Source organism: Streptomyces sp. GS7, assembly GCF_009834125.1.
GTDB lineage: Bacteria > Actinomycetota > Actinomycetes > Streptomycetales > Streptomycetaceae > Streptomyces.
This window is the reverse complement of sequence record NZ_CP047146.1, coordinates 2,031,333-2,048,122: the sequence shown is the minus strand read 5'-3', so window position 1 is coordinate 2,048,122 and position 16,790 is coordinate 2,031,333. Positions and strand designations below refer to the sequence as shown.

The following is a 16,790-nucleotide window of genomic DNA, read 5'->3' as shown; positions in this document are numbered from 1 at the left end:
CGGCCGGCCTCCCGGCCGGACACCGGCACCCTGGCCCCGCGTCCAGGAACCTTCGTCCCGCCCCCTCGCCCGGCGCTCCCCTCCGGCGTCCCCGACCGGCCTCCGTACGGGTGACGCCGCGCCGAGCGGCCCCCCGGCGGCCCGGCGCTGCGGCAGTATGCCGCGCCATGGATGCCGTACGAGTCGCCCTGCTGCGCGAGGTCCTCGCCGGAACCGAGTGGGTGCAGGCCAGCCGCCGGTTCGCCGGTTCCCTGCGGGCCGCGGTCGCCCCGCACGGCGGCGGGCTGCTACTGGTCGGCAGCGCCACGTACGAGCCCTGGCACCTGGCCGCCCACCTGGACGACGAGGCCGCCTGGTCGGGCCTGCCGGAGCTGTCACCGACCCTGGTGCGCCACCGGGTCCCGGGCGGGGCGCCCGCGCATCTCGCGGTCGGGCTGGGGCGGCTGGCGGCGGCCGGCCGCGGTGCGACGCTGCTGGTGGTGACGCCGGGGCAGCCGGGCGCCGGGCTGCTGGAGCGGGTGCACGACGCCCGCCGCAACGGCGCCACGGTGCTCGCCCTGGACGGCGGCGACCGCGATCTGCACTCCCTGGCCCATGACGCGCTGGCCGCTCCCCCGCCCCCGCCCGAGGGCGCCGCGCAGGGCCAGGACCTGGACCTGGACACCGTCCAGCACCTGGTCAGCGCCGCCGCCGGGGAGAACGGCGGGCCCGCGCCCCGGCGCCACCGCCGCTTCCGCGACCGCCTCTCCCGCCTCGCCGACAGCCTCTCGGCCCCGCCCCCGCCCCGCTGGTAGCCACCCGGCCGCGGCTACCGACCCGGCCCACCGCCCACGAGGACGGAGACCGCCCTACGAGGACCGGGGCGTCCTCCTCCAAGGACCGTCGGACGTCCTACGACCAGGACGGGGGATGCCCTACGAGGACGGGGGCTCGCCCCCGTCGTCGCCCTCGCCCTTCCCCATGTCGTGCCACTTGGGGTCGGTCTCCCACTCCAGGTTCCGCTCGCGCGCGGTGTCCATGGCGTGGGCCGCCTCCTCGCGGGTGTCATACGGGCCGAAGCGGTCGGCCGCCCGGCACTGGGGGCCCTCCTCGACCGTCCCGTGCTTGAGGCAGTAGAACCACTCGCCCGGCTTGCCGACCGTCCGCCGCTTGAACAGCGCCATTGCCGCCTCCCGTACCTGGCTCCTGTGCCACCATCCTGCCCGACGGCCCGCGGATACACTCGCTGGCATGTCTGGCCAGTCGCTTCTTGTCCCGGGGAAGATCTCCCCCACCCGCCCCGTCCCCGCCTCGATCCCGCGCCCCGAGTACGTCGGCAAGGCCGCACCCTCCCCGTACACGGGCCCCGAGGTGCAGGACTCCGACACGGTCGAGCGGATGCGGATCGCCGGCCGGATCGCCGCGCAGGCGATGGCGGAGGCCGCCAAACTGATCGCACCGGGCGTGACGACCGATGAACTGGACCGGGTCGCCCACGAGTTCATGTGCGACCACGGCGCCTACCCCTCCACGCTCGGCTACCGCGGCTTCCCCAAGTCCCTGTGCTCCTCGCTCAACGAGGTCATCTGCCACGGCATCCCGGACTCGACCGTCCTGCAGGACGGCGACATCGTGAACCTGGACGTGACCGCGTACATCCACGGCGTGCACGGCGACAACAACGCCACCTACCTGTGCGGCGACGTGGACGAGGAGTCCCGGCTGCTGGTGGAGCGCACCCGTGAAGCGCTCAACCGCGCGATCAAGGCTGTCAGGCCGGGCCGCCAGATCAACATCATCGGCCGGGTCATCGAGTCCTACGCCAAGCGCTTCGGCTACGGCGTGGTCCGCGACTTCACCGGGCACGGCATCAACTCGTCCTTCCACTCCGGCCTGATCGTTCCGCACTACGACAGCCCGCACCACGCCACGGACATCAAGCCCGGGATGACCTTCACCATCGAGCCGATGCTGACGCTGGGCACGTACGAGTACGACATGTGGGAGGACGGCTGGACGGTGGTCACCAAGGACCGCAAGCGCACCGCGCAGTTCGAGCACACGCTGGTGGTGACGGAGACCGGGGCGGAGATCCTCACGCTGCCCTGATGCTCCCCTGATGCAGCCCTGATTCGGACAGGGGTAGGGTTTTTACCGACAGCTTGTCGGGAACACATTGACCGGGGCGATCCGCCGTAGTTGGGTAACGCCGAGTTATCAGGCTGCGGCGCCCCGCGTTCCCGGGGCGCGACGTCCCCGTGACACCGGCCTGTTCCCGTCCGCTCCCCCGGCCCCCGGAGGTCCGCCTTGGAAGCGTCCAGCCCGACCCCGTCCGTGCCGTCCACGCCGTTCACGCCGTTCTCCACGGTCATCCGCACCGCGTCCCACGCACAGCACACCGAGGCCGAGAACTCCTCGTTCATGGGCGACCTCCTCGGCGGCAGGCTCGGCGTCGACGCCTACCGGCGCTACACGGAGCAGCTCTGGTTCGTCTACCGCGCGCTGGAGGACGCCTCCGGGGCCCTCACCGCCGACCCGGTCGCGGGCCCCTTCATCCGCCCGGAGCTGGCCCGCACCGCCGAGCTGGAGCGCGACCTCGCCCATCTCGGCGGCTCGTCCTGGCGGACGGGCCTTACGCCCCTGCCGGCCACCGCCGCGTACGCCGGCCGGATCGCGGTCTGCGCACGCGACTGGCCGGCCGGCTATGTCGCCCACCACTACACCCGCTATCTCGGCGACCTCTCCGGCGGCCAGATCATCCGCGGCACCGCCGAGAAGACCTGGGGCTTCGCGCGCAAGGGCGACGGCGTCCGGTTCTACGTCTTCGAGGAGATAGCCAACCCCGCCGCCTTCAAGCGCGAATACCGCGAACTCCTGGACGCCCTGCCGGTGGACGACCTGGAGAAGCAGCGGGTGGTCGACGAGTGCCGGCGCGCGTTCGCGCTGAACAGCGCGGTGTTCCGGGAGTTGGGCGAGCAGTTCCCGATGAGCGCGTAGCGGGACGCGGACACGGCGCGGCAGGCCGGCCGTCCCCCGCGCGGCCTTCCGCCCCGCGGCCGCTACGCGGTCTCGGCACGCACCCGTCCGCCGACCTCGATCGTGCCGTCCGGATACGTCCGCGTGCGGATCTGCGAGCCGGCGCCCTGGCGGATGTCCAGTGGGCGTCCGAGCTGATGCGTCAGGAGCAGGGCCGCGGCGCCGGTGGCCTCGTCCTCGACGATGCTGTCCCCGCGCCGCGGGAACGCCCGCGCGCGGACCACGCCCGCGGGCTCGTCCAGCCAGGCCCAGGCGTAGAGCCAGCCCTCCCCCGGCGGCGGCGCGGGCAGCGCGTCGACCGCCGCGGCGGAGGGGTACCGCTCGGTGGTCCGGTGGGTGACCCACTCGGCGCGCCCGCGTACCCAGGTGAGGTCCCCGTCGTAGCGGACCGCGACGTCGCCGGCCGGCGGGCGCAGCACGGCCGGCGGGCGACCCTGGCCCCGCAGCAGCCAGGCCAGGCCGACGAGGGGGTGGCCTGCGAAGGGGAGCCGGACACTGGGGGTGTGGATGTCGGCGGTGCCGCGGGCGGCGTCGTCGAGGAACACCGTCTCGCTGAAGCCGAGTTCGGCGGCGAGGGCGGCTCGTGCGGCCCGGTCGGGGAGGGCGGCGCCGTCGCGCACGACGCCCAGCAGGTTGCCGCCGGCGCCCTCCGGCCCGCAGAACACCCGCAGCACGTCCACGTCCACAGCACCGGCCACGGCTGCCGCTGCGGCGGCCCCCTCGACGGCAGTTGCGCCCTTCACGTCCTTCGCGTCGGTCATCCCCGCATTCAACAGCACGCCGGAGCACCGGAATCCGGGCGGGGGCGTCCGGGTGCGGAGGCGAGGGCGGGGGCGGTGCGGCGGGGGGCCGCTCCGAACTCGGGGGCGACCACCCGGACCAGCCCCCGCCGCAGCCCCGCGTACAGCACCCGAATACGGGCGCCGGCACGGGCACGGGTGCGGGTGTCGGTGTGGGTATGGAGCCGGAGGTGGCGGTGACGGCGCATGGGACCCCTTCCCGAGGAAGTTCACAGCGGAAAGCTACTTAGGTAAGCCTAACCTAACTGGAACTTCAGGCCGCGGCCGATACCGGCGGCCGCCGGGCCGAGTGCCCGTCAGATCACGGTGTGGGCGCTGTATCCGATCCCCGCAGTCTTGTTCTCGCGCAGCCCGGGTAGGGTTGCGCCGAATCGTGCCACCCCGGCGGCCATCCAGTCCGCCCCGGTCGCCCCGAAGGAGCCCGAGCCCCATGACACGCAGGTCGCCGTTCCGGGTGCCCGCAACACTGACGTCGACAGCGGCGGCGCTGGTGATATTGAGCGGGTGCATGACGGTGCACGGCGAGCGGGAGATCCTGCCGGCGGTGTCGAAGGCGGACGCCGCGCAGGCGCTCAAGCACTTCACCGACGGCTTCAACAAGGCCAACCGCACGCTCGATCCGCAGGTGAACACCTCGTTCGAGGCGGGTGCGCTGCTCGCCATCGACCAGGCCGGGATAAAGGCGGCGCACGGCATCCAGCCGAACGGCAACCCGGGGTTCGCGCCGCTGCGCTTCACGGACGCGCACTTCACCGTGCCCAAGCAGACGGGCTGGCCGAAGTTCTTCGTCGGGGACGCGCTCAGCAACCGCAGGAACCGCAGCGGCGAGAACACCCGCTGGTTCCTGGTGTTCAGCCGGGACGCCGTCGGCGCGAAGTGGCGGGCGGTCTACCTCGCCACGTTCGACAGCAACACGTCCCCGGAGCTGAAGGTCACGGACGGCTACGCGGAGGCGGTGCCCACCGACGGCTCGTCGGGACTGACGATCGACCCGGGCAAGCTCGGCCAGAGCTACGCCGACTACCTCAACACCGGCAAGGGCGGCGCCTTCGCGCCGGGGCCGAACACCGACCAGTGGCGGGCCCAGCGCGCCCGGGACGCCAACCAGCCCGGCGCCCGCATCCAGTGGGAGGACCAGGCGTCGGAGTACCCGCCGGTGGCGCTGCGGACCACGGACGGCGGTGCGCTGGTGTTCTTCTCGACCGTCTACCACCAGCAGAAGACGGTCTCCCCGGGCCTGATGATCACCGTGCCGCCCAGCCTGCGCGGCATCGTGGAGGGGCCGGACAAGAAGACCACGCGGATGGCCTTCACCACGGTCTCGGGCCAGGCGGTCACGGTCCCGGCGAAGAGCGCCGGCGGCAAGATCACGGTGCTCAACCGGATCGAGGCGAAGACCTCGGCCAGGGCGCTGTAGCCGCGGCGTTCACGGCCGGGGCGGCGCGCGGGGGGCTGCCGGCGGGAGCCGGCGGCCCCTTCACCGTCGGGCGCCGGCTCCGTACGGGAGAGGTCAGCGGCCGATCGGCCAGGCCGCGGTCTCGTGGTCGGGCTCGCGGTCGATGAACGCGGCACAGGCGTCGGTCAGCGATTCCAGCAGCGTCAGCGGGTCGGGCAGCGGGAGTTCGGGGCCGCGCAGCCAGGTCACCGCGGGCTGCTCGCCCGGGAGGGTCGAGGGCGGCAGGAGGACGTAGCTGCCGCGGCAGTGCCAGCGCAGGCCCGGATGCTCGTCGAGGGTCTCGGGGTGGCAGTCCAGTTCGCACGGCCACCACTCGTCCTCGTCGTCCGGGGTGCCGCGGGTGGCGGTGAAGAACAGCATCCGGCCGTCCCCGAAGCCGGCGCCGCTGAGGCTGACCGGTCCGACGTCGACGCCCGCCGCGTCCAGCCGGCCGAGGGCGCTGCGGCCCGCTTCGACGGGGACGTCGAGGACGTCGTGGGCGATGCCGGTGGCGGTGATGAAGTTGGCCTGCGGGAGGGTGCGGACCCAGGCGGCGACCTTGTCGCGGTCGGTGGTGGCGACGGTCTGCCAGCCGAAGGAGATGGGATGCCGTCCCGGGGTGGGACAGCCGATGCGCTCGCAGGAACAGCCGTAGCCGGAGGGGTGGGCGGCGGGGGCGACCGGGAAGCCCGCGTCGGCCGCCGCCAGCAGCAGGTCCGCACGGCCGCGCGCAGCCGCTGATCCCGTGTCCGTATCGCCGCCGTCCGATCCGCTCTTCGGCCGGCGCAGCCACTGGGAGAACCTGCTCTTGCGTTCCATCTATCCCCTCACTTCGAGCGGTGGTCTGGGATCAATGCTGCCACCATCCTGGGCGCCAGGTGACCGGTGTGCGGATCCGGAGTGAACGCGGGACGGGCGAACAGGGGCAATTCACGCCATCGCCGACCGACCGCCCGGTGCGGTCAGTCGCGCGGGCGCAGACCGCGCAATACCTGGTCGACAAGGGTGTCGACGTAGTCGTGGGTCAGTTCGCCGGTGCGCATCAGCCACCGCTGTGAGAAGGGACTCAGCAGCATCTCGGCGGCGATCCGGACGTCGATGTCGGCGGCCACCTGGCCGGCTTCCTGGGCGGCGCGCAGCCGGTCGACGTAGACGCGGACGCCGGGCTCCATGAGGCGGCCGACGAAGGTGCGGGAGAGCTCCTCGTCGTTGGCACCGGCCGCGGCCAGGGCGCGGTAGGGGGCCTGCCAGGCCGCGTCGTTGAACTCGTCGGCGGTGGCCCGCAGGACGGTCTTGAGGTCGGCGGCGAGGTCGCCGGTGTCGGGGAGTCCCTCCTGGTCGTACGTGTCGACGACCGCACCGAAGGCGTCGAGGAGGACGGCCGCCTTGGAGGGCCACCAACGGTAGATCGTCTGCTTGCCGACGCCCGCGCGGGAGGCGATGCCTTCGATGGTGAGCTTCTCGTAGCCGACCTCGCCGACCAGGGCGAGGGCGGCGTCGAAGATCGCGCGGCGCGAGCGTTCGCTGCGGCGGGAGGCGTCGGGGGCTGGTTTGTTGGCCATGGGCGGAGTGTAGCGAGGAAGAGGCGAGACGTATCGTCTTGACAAGACGGATCGTCTCGTTGAGGATGAGGCGCGAGCGAGACGATCCGTCTCGCAGATGGCGCGGAGAAGGGAACTCACCTCATGAGCAAGGGAAATGCGGGCGGCATGCTCGGTGTCGGCGGTACGCGCAGCAAGCTCTCCCGCGGCGCGCTGCGCGGCGGCACGGGCGGCGGGCGGAGCGGCCAGGGAGGCCGCGAGGACCCGCACCGCCGCGAGCTGCTACGGAAAATGCAGGAGCGGACGCAGAAAGGCTGAAGTTGTGCCCCCGGTGGCAGGCCCCCAGCGGTTCGCCCCCCGGGGGGGGGGTACGCCCTCGGCGGAGGGTCAGGCCGGGGGCCAGTCGTCGCCCCAGGCCGCGTCGCGGGCAGCACGGTAGACCGCGCCCTGGCGCTTGGTGACCGTGCTCCGCCGGAGGCCGTCGTCCGCGGTGCACAGCTCCAACAGAACCTGGCCCTTGCGGAGTTGGGGCTTGCGGACGACCCGGGCGGCGGCCGGCGCGGCATCGCCGCGGGTGGCGGCGACATAGCTGAACTTCTCGTCCTCGTAGGCGAGGGAGCCGCCCTTGACCTGGCGGTGCAGGGAGGAGCGGCTGACCCGGACGGAGAAGTGGCACCAGTCTTCTCCCGGGACGATCGGGCAGGCGGCGCTGTGCGGGCACGGCGCGACGATGCGCAGACCGGCGGCGATCAGCTGCTCGCGGGCCTCGCGGATGCGGAGGTAGCCCTCCGGGGTGCCCGGTTCGATCAGCACGACGGAGTCGGCGGTGGCCGCGGCGGCGACCACCGCGCGGCGCGCCTCGGGGCGCAGCTCGCCCAGGACGTAGGAGACGGTCACCAGGTCGGTGCCGTCCGGGACGGTGAGGGCGTCGCCGATGACCTGCCGCTGCCACGTGGTGTCCGGCAGGACTCCGGCGGCCAGTTCGCGCCCGAGGTCGAGGGCGGGCTGGGCCCAGTCCAGGACCGTGCTGCGCACGCCGTCCCAGGTGGCCGCGGTGGCCCAGGTGGCGGCGCCGGTGCCGCCGCCGATGTCGACATGGGCGGCCGGGGACCAGCCGGGGACCCGCGCCGCGAAGGCGGCCAGCGCGGCCCGTACGGCTTCGAAGGTCGCGGGCATGCGGTAGGCGGCGTACGCGGCGACGTCGCTGCGGTCCCGGAGCACCGGGGCGTCGGTGGGGGTACGGCCCCGGTAGTTGGCGATCAGCCGGTCCACGGCCTGCGCGGCCTGCTTGGGCGGCAGGCCGTCGAGCAGGCCGGCCAGGGCGGCGCGCAGTTCGTCGTGCATTCCGCAGATTTTACGGGGCTCGGGGGCGCGCCGGGTCCGGCCGCTCAGCCGGCCCGCGCCACCGCGCGGGCCAGCCGGGTCGCGGCCAGCGCGCGGGGGGCGCTGCCGCCGTCGCGGCGGCGCGGGTGCACGGTGTTGGCCAGGAGGATGAGGAAGGTGTCGGTGGCCCGGTCCAGGACCAGGCTGGTGCCGGTGAAGCCGGTGTGCCCGGCGGCGCCCCGGCCGGCCAGTTCGCCCATGAAGTACGGCTGGTCGACGCCGAAGCCGAGACCGGGTGGGTCGAGCAGCGAGGCGACCGCGTCCGGGCCGAGGATCCGGGCGGTGCCGTACGCGCCGCCGTTGAGCAGCGCCCGGCACAGGACGGCCAGGTCCTGGGCGGTGGAGAAGAGCCCCGCGTGCCCGGCGACCCCGCCCAGCGCCCAGGCGTTCTCGTCGTGCACCTCGCCGCGCACCATGCCGCGGTCCGCCTTGGCCCAGGGCCGCCGCTGGTCCTCGGTCGCGGCCACGCCCTGCGGCCCCAGCGGGCCGTAGGAGGTGCTGGCCATGCCCAGCGGGCCGGTGATGCCGGCGCGGATCAGGGCGTCCAGGCGGCGCCCGGTGAGCCGTTCCAGGATCAGCTGGAGGGCGATGAGGTTCAGGTCGGAGTAGCGGTACACGGGGTGCGGGCCGCCGGACGGGGCGGCGGCCTCCGCCCACAGCAGCGCGAGTTGGGCGGTGCGCTCCCGGTGGTCGTGGAAGGGGAGTTCGGGGGCGAGTCCCGAGGTGTGCCCGAGCAGCCGGCGGACGGTGATGCCGGGGGCGAAGGCGGGCAGGTGCGCGGCGGCCGGCTCGTCGAGGGACAGCCGGCCGCGCTCGATCTGCTGGACCACGGCGATGGCGGTGAAGAGCTTGCTGAGCGAGGCGAGGTCGAAGACGGTGCCGACCCGCATCGGCTCCCACAGGTCGCGGGGCAGCTCGACGCCGCGGTCCCGCTCGGGGTCGTAGCTGCCGTAGCGCACCGCCCAGCCGGCCGCCGCCTCGGCGGCGACCACCGGTCCGCGGCCGGCCAGCACCACGGCTCCGGCGCACCACGGCGGACGGCCGTCGGGCAGTGCCCGTACGCCGCTGACCAGCCGTTCCATCCAGGCGGGGTCCAGTCCCGCCTGGGCCGGTGTGCCGTGTCGGAGCCTGGGTGCGTTCAGAGTCTGGTCCTCTCGCCGCCGGAGTGCGCGGGGCCGTCCCCCCTACGCTGCCACGGTCGGCACATTCCCAGGAAGCTCACGAGCGCGAGAACGGCACACGACAGCTGTACGACGGCCATCGGTACGGCGGTCCGCTCGCCCGCGACGCCCACCAGAGGGGACGCCACCGAGCCGAGCAGGAACGTGGAGGTGCCCAGCAGCGCGGAGGCGGAGCCGGCCGCGTGCGGGGTGCGCAGCAGCGCCTGGGCGTTGGTGCTCGGCATGACCAGGCCCATCGCGGACATCAGCACGAACAGCCCGGCGGCCATCGGCGCCAGGCCCACCCGGCCGAAGATCCCGGACGACATCAGCAGCAGGCCGGCCCCGGCGAGCGCGACCAGCGCCAGGCCGGTGCCCAGCACCTTGTCCAGGGAGACCCGGCCGACCAGCAGCTTGCCGTTGATCTGGCCGACCGCCACCAGCCCGACGGAGTTGACGCCGAAGAGCAGGCTGAAGGTCTGCGGGGAGGCGCCGTAGATCTCCTGGATGACGTACGGCGAGGCGGAGATGTACGCGAAGAGCGCCGCGAAGGCGAAGGCGCCGACGAGGAGGTAGCCGGAGAAGACCCGGTCGGCGAGCAGATCGCGCATGGTGCGCAGGGCCTGGCCCACGCCGCCCGGGTGCCGGCGCTCGGGCGGCAGGGTCTCGTGCAGCCGGCGCCATACGAGGAGGGTGAGCAGCAGCCCGACGGCGGTCAGCACGACGAAGACCCCGCGCCAGTCGGTGATCCGCAGGATCTGGCCGCCGATGAGCGGGGCGACGACCGGCGCCACCCCGGAGATCAGCATCAGGGTGGAGAAGAACCGGGCCATCGCCACACCGTCGTAGAGATCGCGCACCACCGCCCGCGCGATGACGATGCCGGCGGCGCCCGCCAGGCCCTGCAACAGGCGGAAGGCGATGAGGAGTTCGGCGTTGGTGGCGACGACGCACAGGGCGGTCGCCAGGACGTAGATCACCATGCCGGCGAGCAGCGGGCGGCGGCGTCCCCACTTGTCGCTCATCGGGCCGACGATCATCTGGCCCAGGGCCATGCCCGCCAGGCAGGTGGTGAGGGTGAGCTGGACGGTGGCGGCCGGGCTCCGCAGGGCCGCGGTGACCTGCGGCAGCGCCGGCAGGTACATGTCCATGGAGAGCGGGGGGACGGCGGTGAGACCGCCGAGGACGAGGGTGACGAGGAGGCCGGTGCGGCGGGTCCCGGGCAGGGCGGCCGGTGCGGCCGGTGCCGGGACCCGCCCGGCTATGGCGGGCCGGTCGGCGCGCTCGCCGCTCGGTTCGTCCGTGCTCGCGGCGGCTCTGGCGCCGGGCTCCGTCATGAGTGTCTCCATGGGTCGGTGATGGCCGCACCATGGTGGCACGCGGCGGGCGGCGCCCAGGGCGGATGGGCGCAGTCCTTTCGACCTAGGGCTTCGCGACCCCGACCCGTCGGAGAGGACCTACGTCCGGCCCGCGCCGGTGCGCCCCCCGCGCCGATCGGACCGCCCGCCACCGGGCCAACGGCGGCCGGACCACGGCCCGGTGGGGCGTCGCCGGGTTCGCTCCCCGTACGCCGTTACGCTGCCGCCATGGCACAGAACACAGAGCGGTCACGGGCCGCACAGGCGACGCCGGTGGCACGGGCCGGGCAGGTGGGCGGGACGGCGACCGCTCCCCGGCCGACGCTCCCGGCGCCGTCCTCGCGGGCCGGGACACCGCAGACGGCACCGTCGCCCCAGGAGGCGCGGGAGGGCGCGGCGGCGCCCCGCAGGGTGGCCGTGGTCACCGGCGCCGGCTCCGGCATCGGGCGGGCGGTCGCGCTGGCGCTGATCGCCGCCGGCTGGACCGTGGTGCTGGCCGGCCGGCGTGCTGCGGCCCTGGAGGAGACCGCCCGCCAGGTCGGGTACGCGGGCATCGACGGCCCCGCGGCCGTCCCGGTACCCACCGACGTCACCCGGCCCGAGGAGGTCGACGCCCTCTTCGCGGCCGTGCGGGACCGCTTCGGCCGGCTGGACCTGCTCTTCAACAACGCGGGCGCCTTCGGGCCGCCCACCCCGCTGGACGAACTCTCCTACGAGGACTGGCGGTCGGTCGTCGACGTCAACCTCAACGGCGCGTTCCTGTGCGCCCAGGCCGCGTTCCGCACGATGAAGGCGCAGGACCCGCAGGGCGGCCGGATCATCAACAACGGCTCCATCTCCGCGCATGTGCCCCGGCCGCACTCCATCGCGTACACCGCCACCAAGCACGCGATGACCGGGCTGACCAAGTCGCTGTCCCTGGACGGCCGTCCGTACCGGATCGCCTGCGGCCAGATCGACGTCGGCAACGCGGCCACCGAGATGACCGGCCGGATGCAGACCGGCATCCTCCAGGCGAACGGCCGGACGGAGGTCGAGCCGGTGATGGACGCGGCCGACGTGGCCCGGACGGTGGTGCACATGGCCGGACTGCCGCTGGAGGCCAATGTGCAGTTCGCGACGGTGCTGGCGACGAACATGCCGTACATCGGGCGGGGTTGACGCCCTCCGGGCCGCCCGGGAATAGCCGGGCGGTGGCGGGAGGTTCCCCGGCCATGACACACGACGCCACCACCGGGGACACCGCCCGCACCCCCGAGATCCTCCGCTACACCGCGTTCTCCACCGACCCCGAGGGCGGCAACCCGGCCGGCGTGGTCCTGGACGCCGCCGGGCTGGACGACGCCGCGCAGCTAGCTGTCGCCGCCGACCTCGGCTATTCGGAGACCGCGTTCCTGACCGCCCCGCCCGAGGGGCTGGGCGAGCCCGGACGGGCCTTCACCATCCGGTACTTCAGCCCGCTCGCCGAGGTCGCGTTCTGCGGCCATGCGACGGTCGCCACCGCGGTGGCCCTCGCCGAGCGCACCGGCCCCGGCGACTTCGTCTTCGCCACCCAGGCGGGCCGGGTGCCGGTCACCGTGGCCCGGCACGGCGACGCCCTCCAGGCCACCCTCACCAGCGTCGAACCGCACATCGCCCCGGTCGCCGCGGCCGACCTCGACGAGGCACTGGCCGCCCTGGACTGGCCCGCCGCCGACCTCGACCCGGCGCTGCCGCCCCGTATCGCCTACGCCGGGGCCCGCCACCTGGTGCTCGGCGCCGCCACCCGCGACCGGCTCGCCGCCCTCGACTACGACTTCGACCGGCTGGCGGCCCTGATGCGCCGCCTGGACCTGACCACCCTCCAACTGGTCTGGCGGGAGAGCGACACGGTCTTCCACGTCCGCGACCCGTTCCCGGTCGGCGGCGTCGTGGAGGACCCGGCCACCGGTGCCGCGGCGGCGGCCTTCGGCGCGTACACCCGGGCCCTGGGCCTGGTCACCGCCCCGGCGACGCTCACCCTCCATCAGGGGCACGACCTTGGCCGCCCCGGCCTGCTGACCGTCGACCTGCGGGCGGGCGACCCGCGGTCGCACGTCAGCGGGACGGCGACGGCGATCCCCGCGGCAGCGATCCAGGCGGCGGGCGCCTGAGGGACGGGCGCCCGCGCGGCGGAGGCCGGGGGCAGAGCCAACCGCGAGCGGGCCGCCGCACCCCCGCGGCCCGCTCGCCCACCGCTCACTCCTTCGCCGCCACCGCGCACGCCGTGCCCGGCCGGTCGCAGACCGACGACGGCCCGCCGCGCCCCAGCTCACCGGACGGCCGGACGACGGTCGTGCCACCCTCCCGCGGCCCCGCCCCGAAGGTGTCGTCCCGCCACCCCAGCAGCGCCGAGGCCACCACCACGATCAGCACCATCACCGCGAACACCAGCAACGGCCGTGCGCGCAGGGCGAGTTGTCGCACCCGCGCGCTCCGCCGCGGCGCCGCCCCGTACGCCGCGCGGGGCCCCGGAACCGTCCCCGTACGCCGCACGCCCAGCGCGCGCCCCAGCCGTCTCTTCCAATACACCAACCGGTAGTAGAGCTTCAGCACCGCGGTGCCCCCTCGTGCGACAACCCAGGAAAGGCACGAGGGTACTGGCCCCCCGGCCGGCGCGGCCCCCGCATACGGCAACGTGCGGTACGACGCTCGCCGGCCGGGCCGTCACTCCGGAGGTACCCAGCAACGATCCTGATATATCGCAGAAGTGCGACGGATTATCCGCTTCCTCCCCCATCACACCGTAAACTCCACCCCGGGCAAAGGCAGTTCACCCCCCGCGGGCTGTGCACCACGCCCCTGCCGGCGAAATCCGAAGCGCCCCACCGCGCACGGCAACGGCCCCGCGCCGGCCCCCGGAACGAACGGGAGCGGAGCGGGGCCGGAATGTGCACGCGTCGCCGGATGTCAGCCCACGACAGGCAGACCCTTCATCGGCAGGCTGTCCGTGGACGCCAGACCCTTGGTCGGCAGGTCCTTGGTGGGCAGACCCTTGGTGGACAGGCCCTTGGTCGGCAGGCCCTTGGTCGGCAGGCCCTTGGTCGGCAGCGCGTCGGTGTGCAGCGCGCCGGTGTGCAGCGCGCCGGTGTGCAGCGCGCCGGTGGCCAGCTCGTCGGTGGGCAGCCCGCCGAGCAGGCCGCCGCCCTGCGCGCCCGCCTTCGCGGACTCGGCCGTCAGCCCGGCGGCCGAGTCCGTGGCGGTACCGGCGGCCCCGGTCAGCGCCGGCGCCGCCTGCCCCACTGCCGCACCCGACGCCTGGCTCGCCGCGGGAACCGCGCTGTCGACGACCTTGCCCCCGACGTCTCCCGCGACCTGCGTCGCCGTGTGCCCGGCCCCGCCCAACTGGTCGCCGACGCCGTCGACATTGGTCAGCCCGCCCACGTCAGGGGTCTTCGGCAAGTCCGCGGCCTGCGCTCCGGCAGCCGACCCCAGCGTCATCGCGGCGGCGGCCATACCCACTGCCGTAAGAACTCGTCGCATCAAGGACTCCTTGAGAGAGGGAGGTGTGCTTGTGTGATGAGAACGATGAGCTGCCCGACCGGACACGCACCGCAGGCGCTCCACGGGGCGCGAAGCGGAACAGGGGGCGGACCACCCGGCCCGTACGCCGGGGACCGCGCCACGGGGCCACGACCGGCACCAGCCACCGGCCCGGACGACAAACCCGCAGCTCAGGCGGCCCGTTCCACGCCGCGGCCCCGGCCATGACCCATCGGACAGGCCCTATCCCTGGACCTGGACCTGGACCTGGACCTGGTCCGGAACGCGATCCCGGTCCCGATCCCGGTCCCGGTCGCCGTCCCCGCCGTCGCTGATGCCGTTCGCCGACACTCGGGTCACCAAGGCACCTCCCCTGCGTCGTCGAAGAAGCCGCCGGTCGGGCCGTCGTCGGGCAGGGTCGCGAGCCGGACCGCGATCGCGGCGCCTTGTTCCGGGGTGCGGACGCCGCGAAAACCGTTCAGGTCGGTCGCGCAGTAGCCGGGGCAGGCAGCGTTGATCAGGATGTTCGTGTCGCGCAGCTCCTTGGCGTACTGGACGGTGACGGCGTTCAGGAACGTCTTCGACGGCGCGTAGGCGACGGCGATCGGGCCCGTTTCGGCGCCGGGAGTGGTCTGCAGGGTGAGCGAGCCGACACTGCTGGAGATGTTCACGATCCGCGGAGACGCCGAGCGGCGCAGCAACGGCAGCATCGCGTTGGTGACGCGGATGACGCCGATCACGTTGGTCTCCACGGCCGCCCGGACCGCCGCGACGTCGACCGTGGTGGGCATCTGTGGCGCGCTGCCGGTGATCCCGGCGTTGTTGACCAGCACGTCGAGGCGTCCCGCGCGGTCCGCGATCAGCTCGGCGGCGGCGGTCACGCTCGCGTCGTCGGTCACGTCGAGCGGCACCCCGAACGCGTCGACGCCGGCCGCCCGCAGCTTCGCCACGGCGGCCTCGCGACGGTCATCGTTCCGGGCGCCGACGCCGACGCTCCAGCCGAGGGCGCCGAGACCCGCCGCGACCTCGTAGCCGATGCCCTTGTTCGCGCCGGTCACCAGCGCAGTCGCCTGTTCGGTCGTCTGTTCAGTCATAGGACCGATCCTGTCCGCGCCCAGCGGGAGTTGGCCAACACCGATCGGGTGGGCAGCGATACCGCACGGGTATCGATCCCGGTGGGGGCCGGTAGTCTGACGCCGTGGAGACGCGTGAGTTGCGGTACTTCGTCGCCGTCGCAGAGGAGCTGCACTTCGGGAGGGCCGCGCAGCGGCTCGGGATCGCGCAGCCTCCGCTGTCGCGGGCGATCCGCCAGCTCGAACGGCGCCTGGGGGCGGCGCTGCTGGAACGCACCAGCCGCGCGGTCACCCTGACCGAGGCCGGGGCGGTGCTGCTGCGGGAGGCCCGGGCGGCGCTGGACGCTGTCGAGGCCGCCGAGCGTCGCACCCGCCGCGCCGCCCTCGCCGCAACCGGCCACGCCGGATTGGTCCTTGCCACAAAGGCCGGCGCGTCCAGCGAGCTGCTGGCGGACCTGCTCGACGCCTACGCCGCCGAACCCGATGCGGTCACCGTCGATCTGCTGCTGTGCGGGATCGGCGAGCAGGAACGGCTGCTGCGCGACGGCCGGGCCGACGTGGCCCTGCTGCACCGGCCGTTCGACACCACGGCCGGGTTCGACACCGAGGAACTGCGCACGGAGAGGCAGGTCGTGGTTCTGCCGGCCGGGCATCCCCTCACCGCCCGGACGCACGTGCGGATGGCCGACGTCACCGAGCTGCCCGGCCTGCCGATGCCCCGCTGGCCCGGCCGAGACGGTACGTACCCGGACGGCCCCGGTCCGCAGGCTCGCGACCATGCGCAGTTGCTCCAGCTGATCGCGCTCGGTCGCGCCTGCTGGATCGCACCGGAGTCGTGCCGAGCCCAACTGCGCGACGATCTCGCCGCCGTACCGGTGCTCGACGCACCGACGGTCACCACGGTCATCGCATGGCCACCGCACAGCCGGTCCCGAGCCGTCGCCGGCCTCGTCCGGACCGCGACCCGCCTCTGAAAGCTCCCCGGCACGGACGACGCCACTCCGCCCCGCCGGCCAAGGCCGACGGGGCGCCCTCTTGCCCGGTAGGCCGCCGGCAGCCGGACCATGCGCCCTGAAAGTGCAACCCGTGTGACTTGAGGGGTAGTTGAGGCAAAAGTAAGAGGGGGCATTCCGGAATATTCGTAATAAGACGGTCGATTGCAGATCTTGAAACACCGCGTGCCGCGTGATTCCCTTTTGATCAAGCCCAGGGGGCGGTGACGGGGCGCAAGTCCCCTCGACCGGCGGCTGGTTGGGAGTCATCCCGACGTCCGCGGACTCTTCCGCATCGGAACGCGTTCCGCCCTGAGCACTCACGCCAGTGAACGGGGAGGTGAACCGTGATGCAGAGCAACGAACTCCAGGAGACCAACGAGCTCCAGGCCTACGAGGCCCCCAAGATGGTCGAGTGTGGCTCCTTCCAGGAGGACACCGGCTACTTCGGCCTGACCGGCTACGAGAACCTTTTCCACTTCTACGACAGGCTCCACTAGTGCCGGCGCCGATGCGGCACTCTCCGTAAGGA

The 16,790-nt window shown here is 73.7% G+C and carries 20 protein-coding genes; 9 read left to right on the top strand and 11 right to left on the bottom strand.

Annotation, left to right across the window (positions count from 1 at the left end; genetic code table 11):
• Window positions 1-167 precede the first annotated feature (167 nt).
• On the top strand, window positions 168-794 hold the full coding sequence (locus tag GR130_RS08835) for a hypothetical protein (protein WP_159504181.1): 627 nt from the start codon (window positions 168-170) through the stop codon (window positions 792-794).
• Between the two features lie 120 nt (window positions 795-914).
• Here the strand turns inward: GR130_RS08835 and GR130_RS08830 are convergent, their stop codons facing one another.
• Window positions 915-1,163 carry a hypothetical protein gene (locus GR130_RS08830; protein WP_159504180.1) on the bottom strand — a complete coding sequence of 83 codons (249 nt, stop codon included), beginning with the start codon at window positions 1,161-1,163 and terminating at the stop codon, window positions 915-917.
• 67 nt (window positions 1,164-1,230) lie between these two features.
• Here GR130_RS08830 and map point away from each other — a divergent pair, with 67 nt between their 5' ends.
• Both map and GR130_RS08820 read left to right on the top strand, forming a co-directional pair.
• A complete protein-coding gene (map, locus tag GR130_RS08825; protein WP_159504179.1) occupies window positions 1,231-2,088 on the top strand; it encodes a type I methionyl aminopeptidase in 858 nt (285 codons plus the stop codon).
• 198 nt (window positions 2,089-2,286) lie between these two features.
• Complete coding sequence (locus tag GR130_RS08820; RefSeq protein ID WP_201304841.1) at window positions 2,287-2,976, top strand: biliverdin-producing heme oxygenase; 690 nt, start codon at window positions 2,287-2,289, stop codon at window positions 2,974-2,976.
• A gap of 62 nt (window positions 2,977-3,038) precedes the next feature.
• Here the strand turns inward: GR130_RS08820 and GR130_RS08815 are convergent, their stop codons facing one another.
• Window positions 3,039-3,776, bottom strand: a complete 738-nt coding sequence (locus tag GR130_RS08815) for a PhzF family phenazine biosynthesis protein (RefSeq protein ID WP_159504178.1) — start codon at window positions 3,774-3,776, stop codon at window positions 3,039-3,041.
• Window positions 3,777-3,784: 8 nt separating this feature from the next.
• The gene (locus GR130_RS08810) at window positions 3,785-4,003 is read right to left on the bottom strand and encodes a hypothetical protein (protein ID WP_159504177.1); all 219 of its coding nucleotides are present in this window, start codon (window positions 4,001-4,003) and stop codon (window positions 3,785-3,787) included.
• A gap of 242 nt (window positions 4,004-4,245) precedes the next feature.
• On the opposite strand from GR130_RS08810, the gene GR130_RS08800 reads away from it, so the two are divergent.
• On the top strand, window positions 4,246-5,232 hold the full coding sequence (locus GR130_RS08800) for a hypothetical protein (RefSeq protein ID WP_236572954.1): 987 nt from the start codon (window positions 4,246-4,248) through the stop codon (window positions 5,230-5,232).
• Between the two features lie 93 nt (window positions 5,233-5,325).
• On the opposite strand, the gene GR130_RS08795 is transcribed toward GR130_RS08800, so the two are convergent.
• Window positions 5,326-6,069: a bifunctional DNA primase/polymerase gene (locus tag GR130_RS08795; protein WP_159504176.1), complete on the bottom strand. Its 744-nt coding sequence runs from the start codon at window positions 6,067-6,069 to the stop codon at window positions 5,326-5,328.
• A 143-nt stretch (window positions 6,070-6,212) separates the two neighbouring features.
• On the bottom strand, window positions 6,213-6,812 hold the full coding sequence (locus tag GR130_RS08790) for a TetR/AcrR family transcriptional regulator (protein ID WP_159504175.1): 600 nt from the start codon (window positions 6,810-6,812) through the stop codon (window positions 6,213-6,215).
• 123 nt (window positions 6,813-6,935) lie between these two features.
• Here GR130_RS08790 and GR130_RS39730 point away from each other — a divergent pair, with 123 nt between their 5' ends.
• Window positions 6,936-7,109: a DUF6243 family protein gene (locus GR130_RS39730; protein WP_201304840.1), complete on the top strand. Its 174-nt coding sequence runs from the start codon at window positions 6,936-6,938 to the stop codon at window positions 7,107-7,109.
• A gap of 69 nt (window positions 7,110-7,178) precedes the next feature.
• Here GR130_RS39730 and GR130_RS08785 read toward each other — a convergent pair whose 3' ends face one another.
• From GR130_RS08785 to GR130_RS08775, 3 genes are read right to left on the bottom strand one after another with little or no spacing between them, the layout of a single operon-like run.
• Window positions 7,179-8,135: a small ribosomal subunit Rsm22 family protein gene (locus GR130_RS08785; RefSeq protein WP_159504174.1), complete on the bottom strand. Its 957-nt coding sequence runs from the start codon at window positions 8,133-8,135 to the stop codon at window positions 7,179-7,181.
• Between the two features lie 44 nt (window positions 8,136-8,179).
• Entirely contained in the window at window positions 8,180-9,256 is a 1,077-nt protein-coding gene (locus GR130_RS08780; RefSeq protein WP_159504173.1) for a serine hydrolase domain-containing protein, read from the bottom strand.
• A 56-nt stretch (window positions 9,257-9,312) separates the two neighbouring features.
• Window positions 9,313-10,671 (bottom strand): multidrug effflux MFS transporter, encoded by a 1,359-nt coding sequence (locus GR130_RS08775; protein ID WP_159504172.1) that lies wholly within the window; start codon window positions 10,669-10,671, stop codon window positions 9,313-9,315.
• A gap of 249 nt (window positions 10,672-10,920) precedes the next feature.
• Here GR130_RS08775 and GR130_RS08770 point away from each other — a divergent pair, with 249 nt between their 5' ends.
• Together GR130_RS08770 and GR130_RS08765 are read left to right on the top strand one after the other, a co-directional pair.
• Window positions 10,921-11,853 (top strand): SDR family oxidoreductase, encoded by a 933-nt coding sequence (locus GR130_RS08770; protein ID WP_159504171.1) that lies wholly within the window; start codon window positions 10,921-10,923, stop codon window positions 11,851-11,853.
• Window positions 11,854-11,906: 53 nt separating this feature from the next.
• Window positions 11,907-12,824: a PhzF family phenazine biosynthesis isomerase gene (locus GR130_RS08765; protein WP_159504170.1), complete on the top strand. Its 918-nt coding sequence runs from the start codon at window positions 11,907-11,909 to the stop codon at window positions 12,822-12,824.
• An 85-nt stretch (window positions 12,825-12,909) separates the two neighbouring features.
• Here GR130_RS08765 and GR130_RS08760 read toward each other — a convergent pair whose 3' ends face one another.
• The 3 genes from GR130_RS08760 to GR130_RS08750 form a co-directional block, all read right to left on the bottom strand.
• A complete protein-coding gene (locus GR130_RS08760) occupies window positions 12,910-13,266 on the bottom strand; it encodes a hypothetical protein (protein WP_201304839.1) in 357 nt (118 codons plus the stop codon).
• 354 nt (window positions 13,267-13,620) lie between these two features.
• Window positions 13,621-14,193 carry a hypothetical protein gene (locus GR130_RS08755; RefSeq protein ID WP_236572953.1) on the bottom strand — a complete coding sequence of 191 codons (573 nt, stop codon included), beginning with the start codon at window positions 14,191-14,193 and terminating at the stop codon, window positions 13,621-13,623.
• 356 nt (window positions 14,194-14,549) lie between these two features.
• Window positions 14,550-15,287 (bottom strand): SDR family oxidoreductase, encoded by a 738-nt coding sequence (locus tag GR130_RS08750; protein ID WP_159504169.1) that lies wholly within the window; start codon window positions 15,285-15,287, stop codon window positions 14,550-14,552.
• 104 nt (window positions 15,288-15,391) lie between these two features.
• Here GR130_RS08750 and GR130_RS08745 point away from each other — a divergent pair, with 104 nt between their 5' ends.
• Window positions 15,392-16,240, top strand: a complete 849-nt coding sequence (locus GR130_RS08745; protein WP_159504168.1) for a LysR family transcriptional regulator — start codon at window positions 15,392-15,394, stop codon at window positions 16,238-16,240.
• A gap of 368 nt (window positions 16,241-16,608) precedes the next feature.
• Window positions 16,609-16,758, top strand: a complete 150-nt coding sequence (locus GR130_RS08740) for a keywimysin-related RiPP (protein ID WP_159504167.1) — start codon at window positions 16,609-16,611, stop codon at window positions 16,756-16,758.
• Window positions 16,759-16,790: the final 32 nt, after the last annotated feature.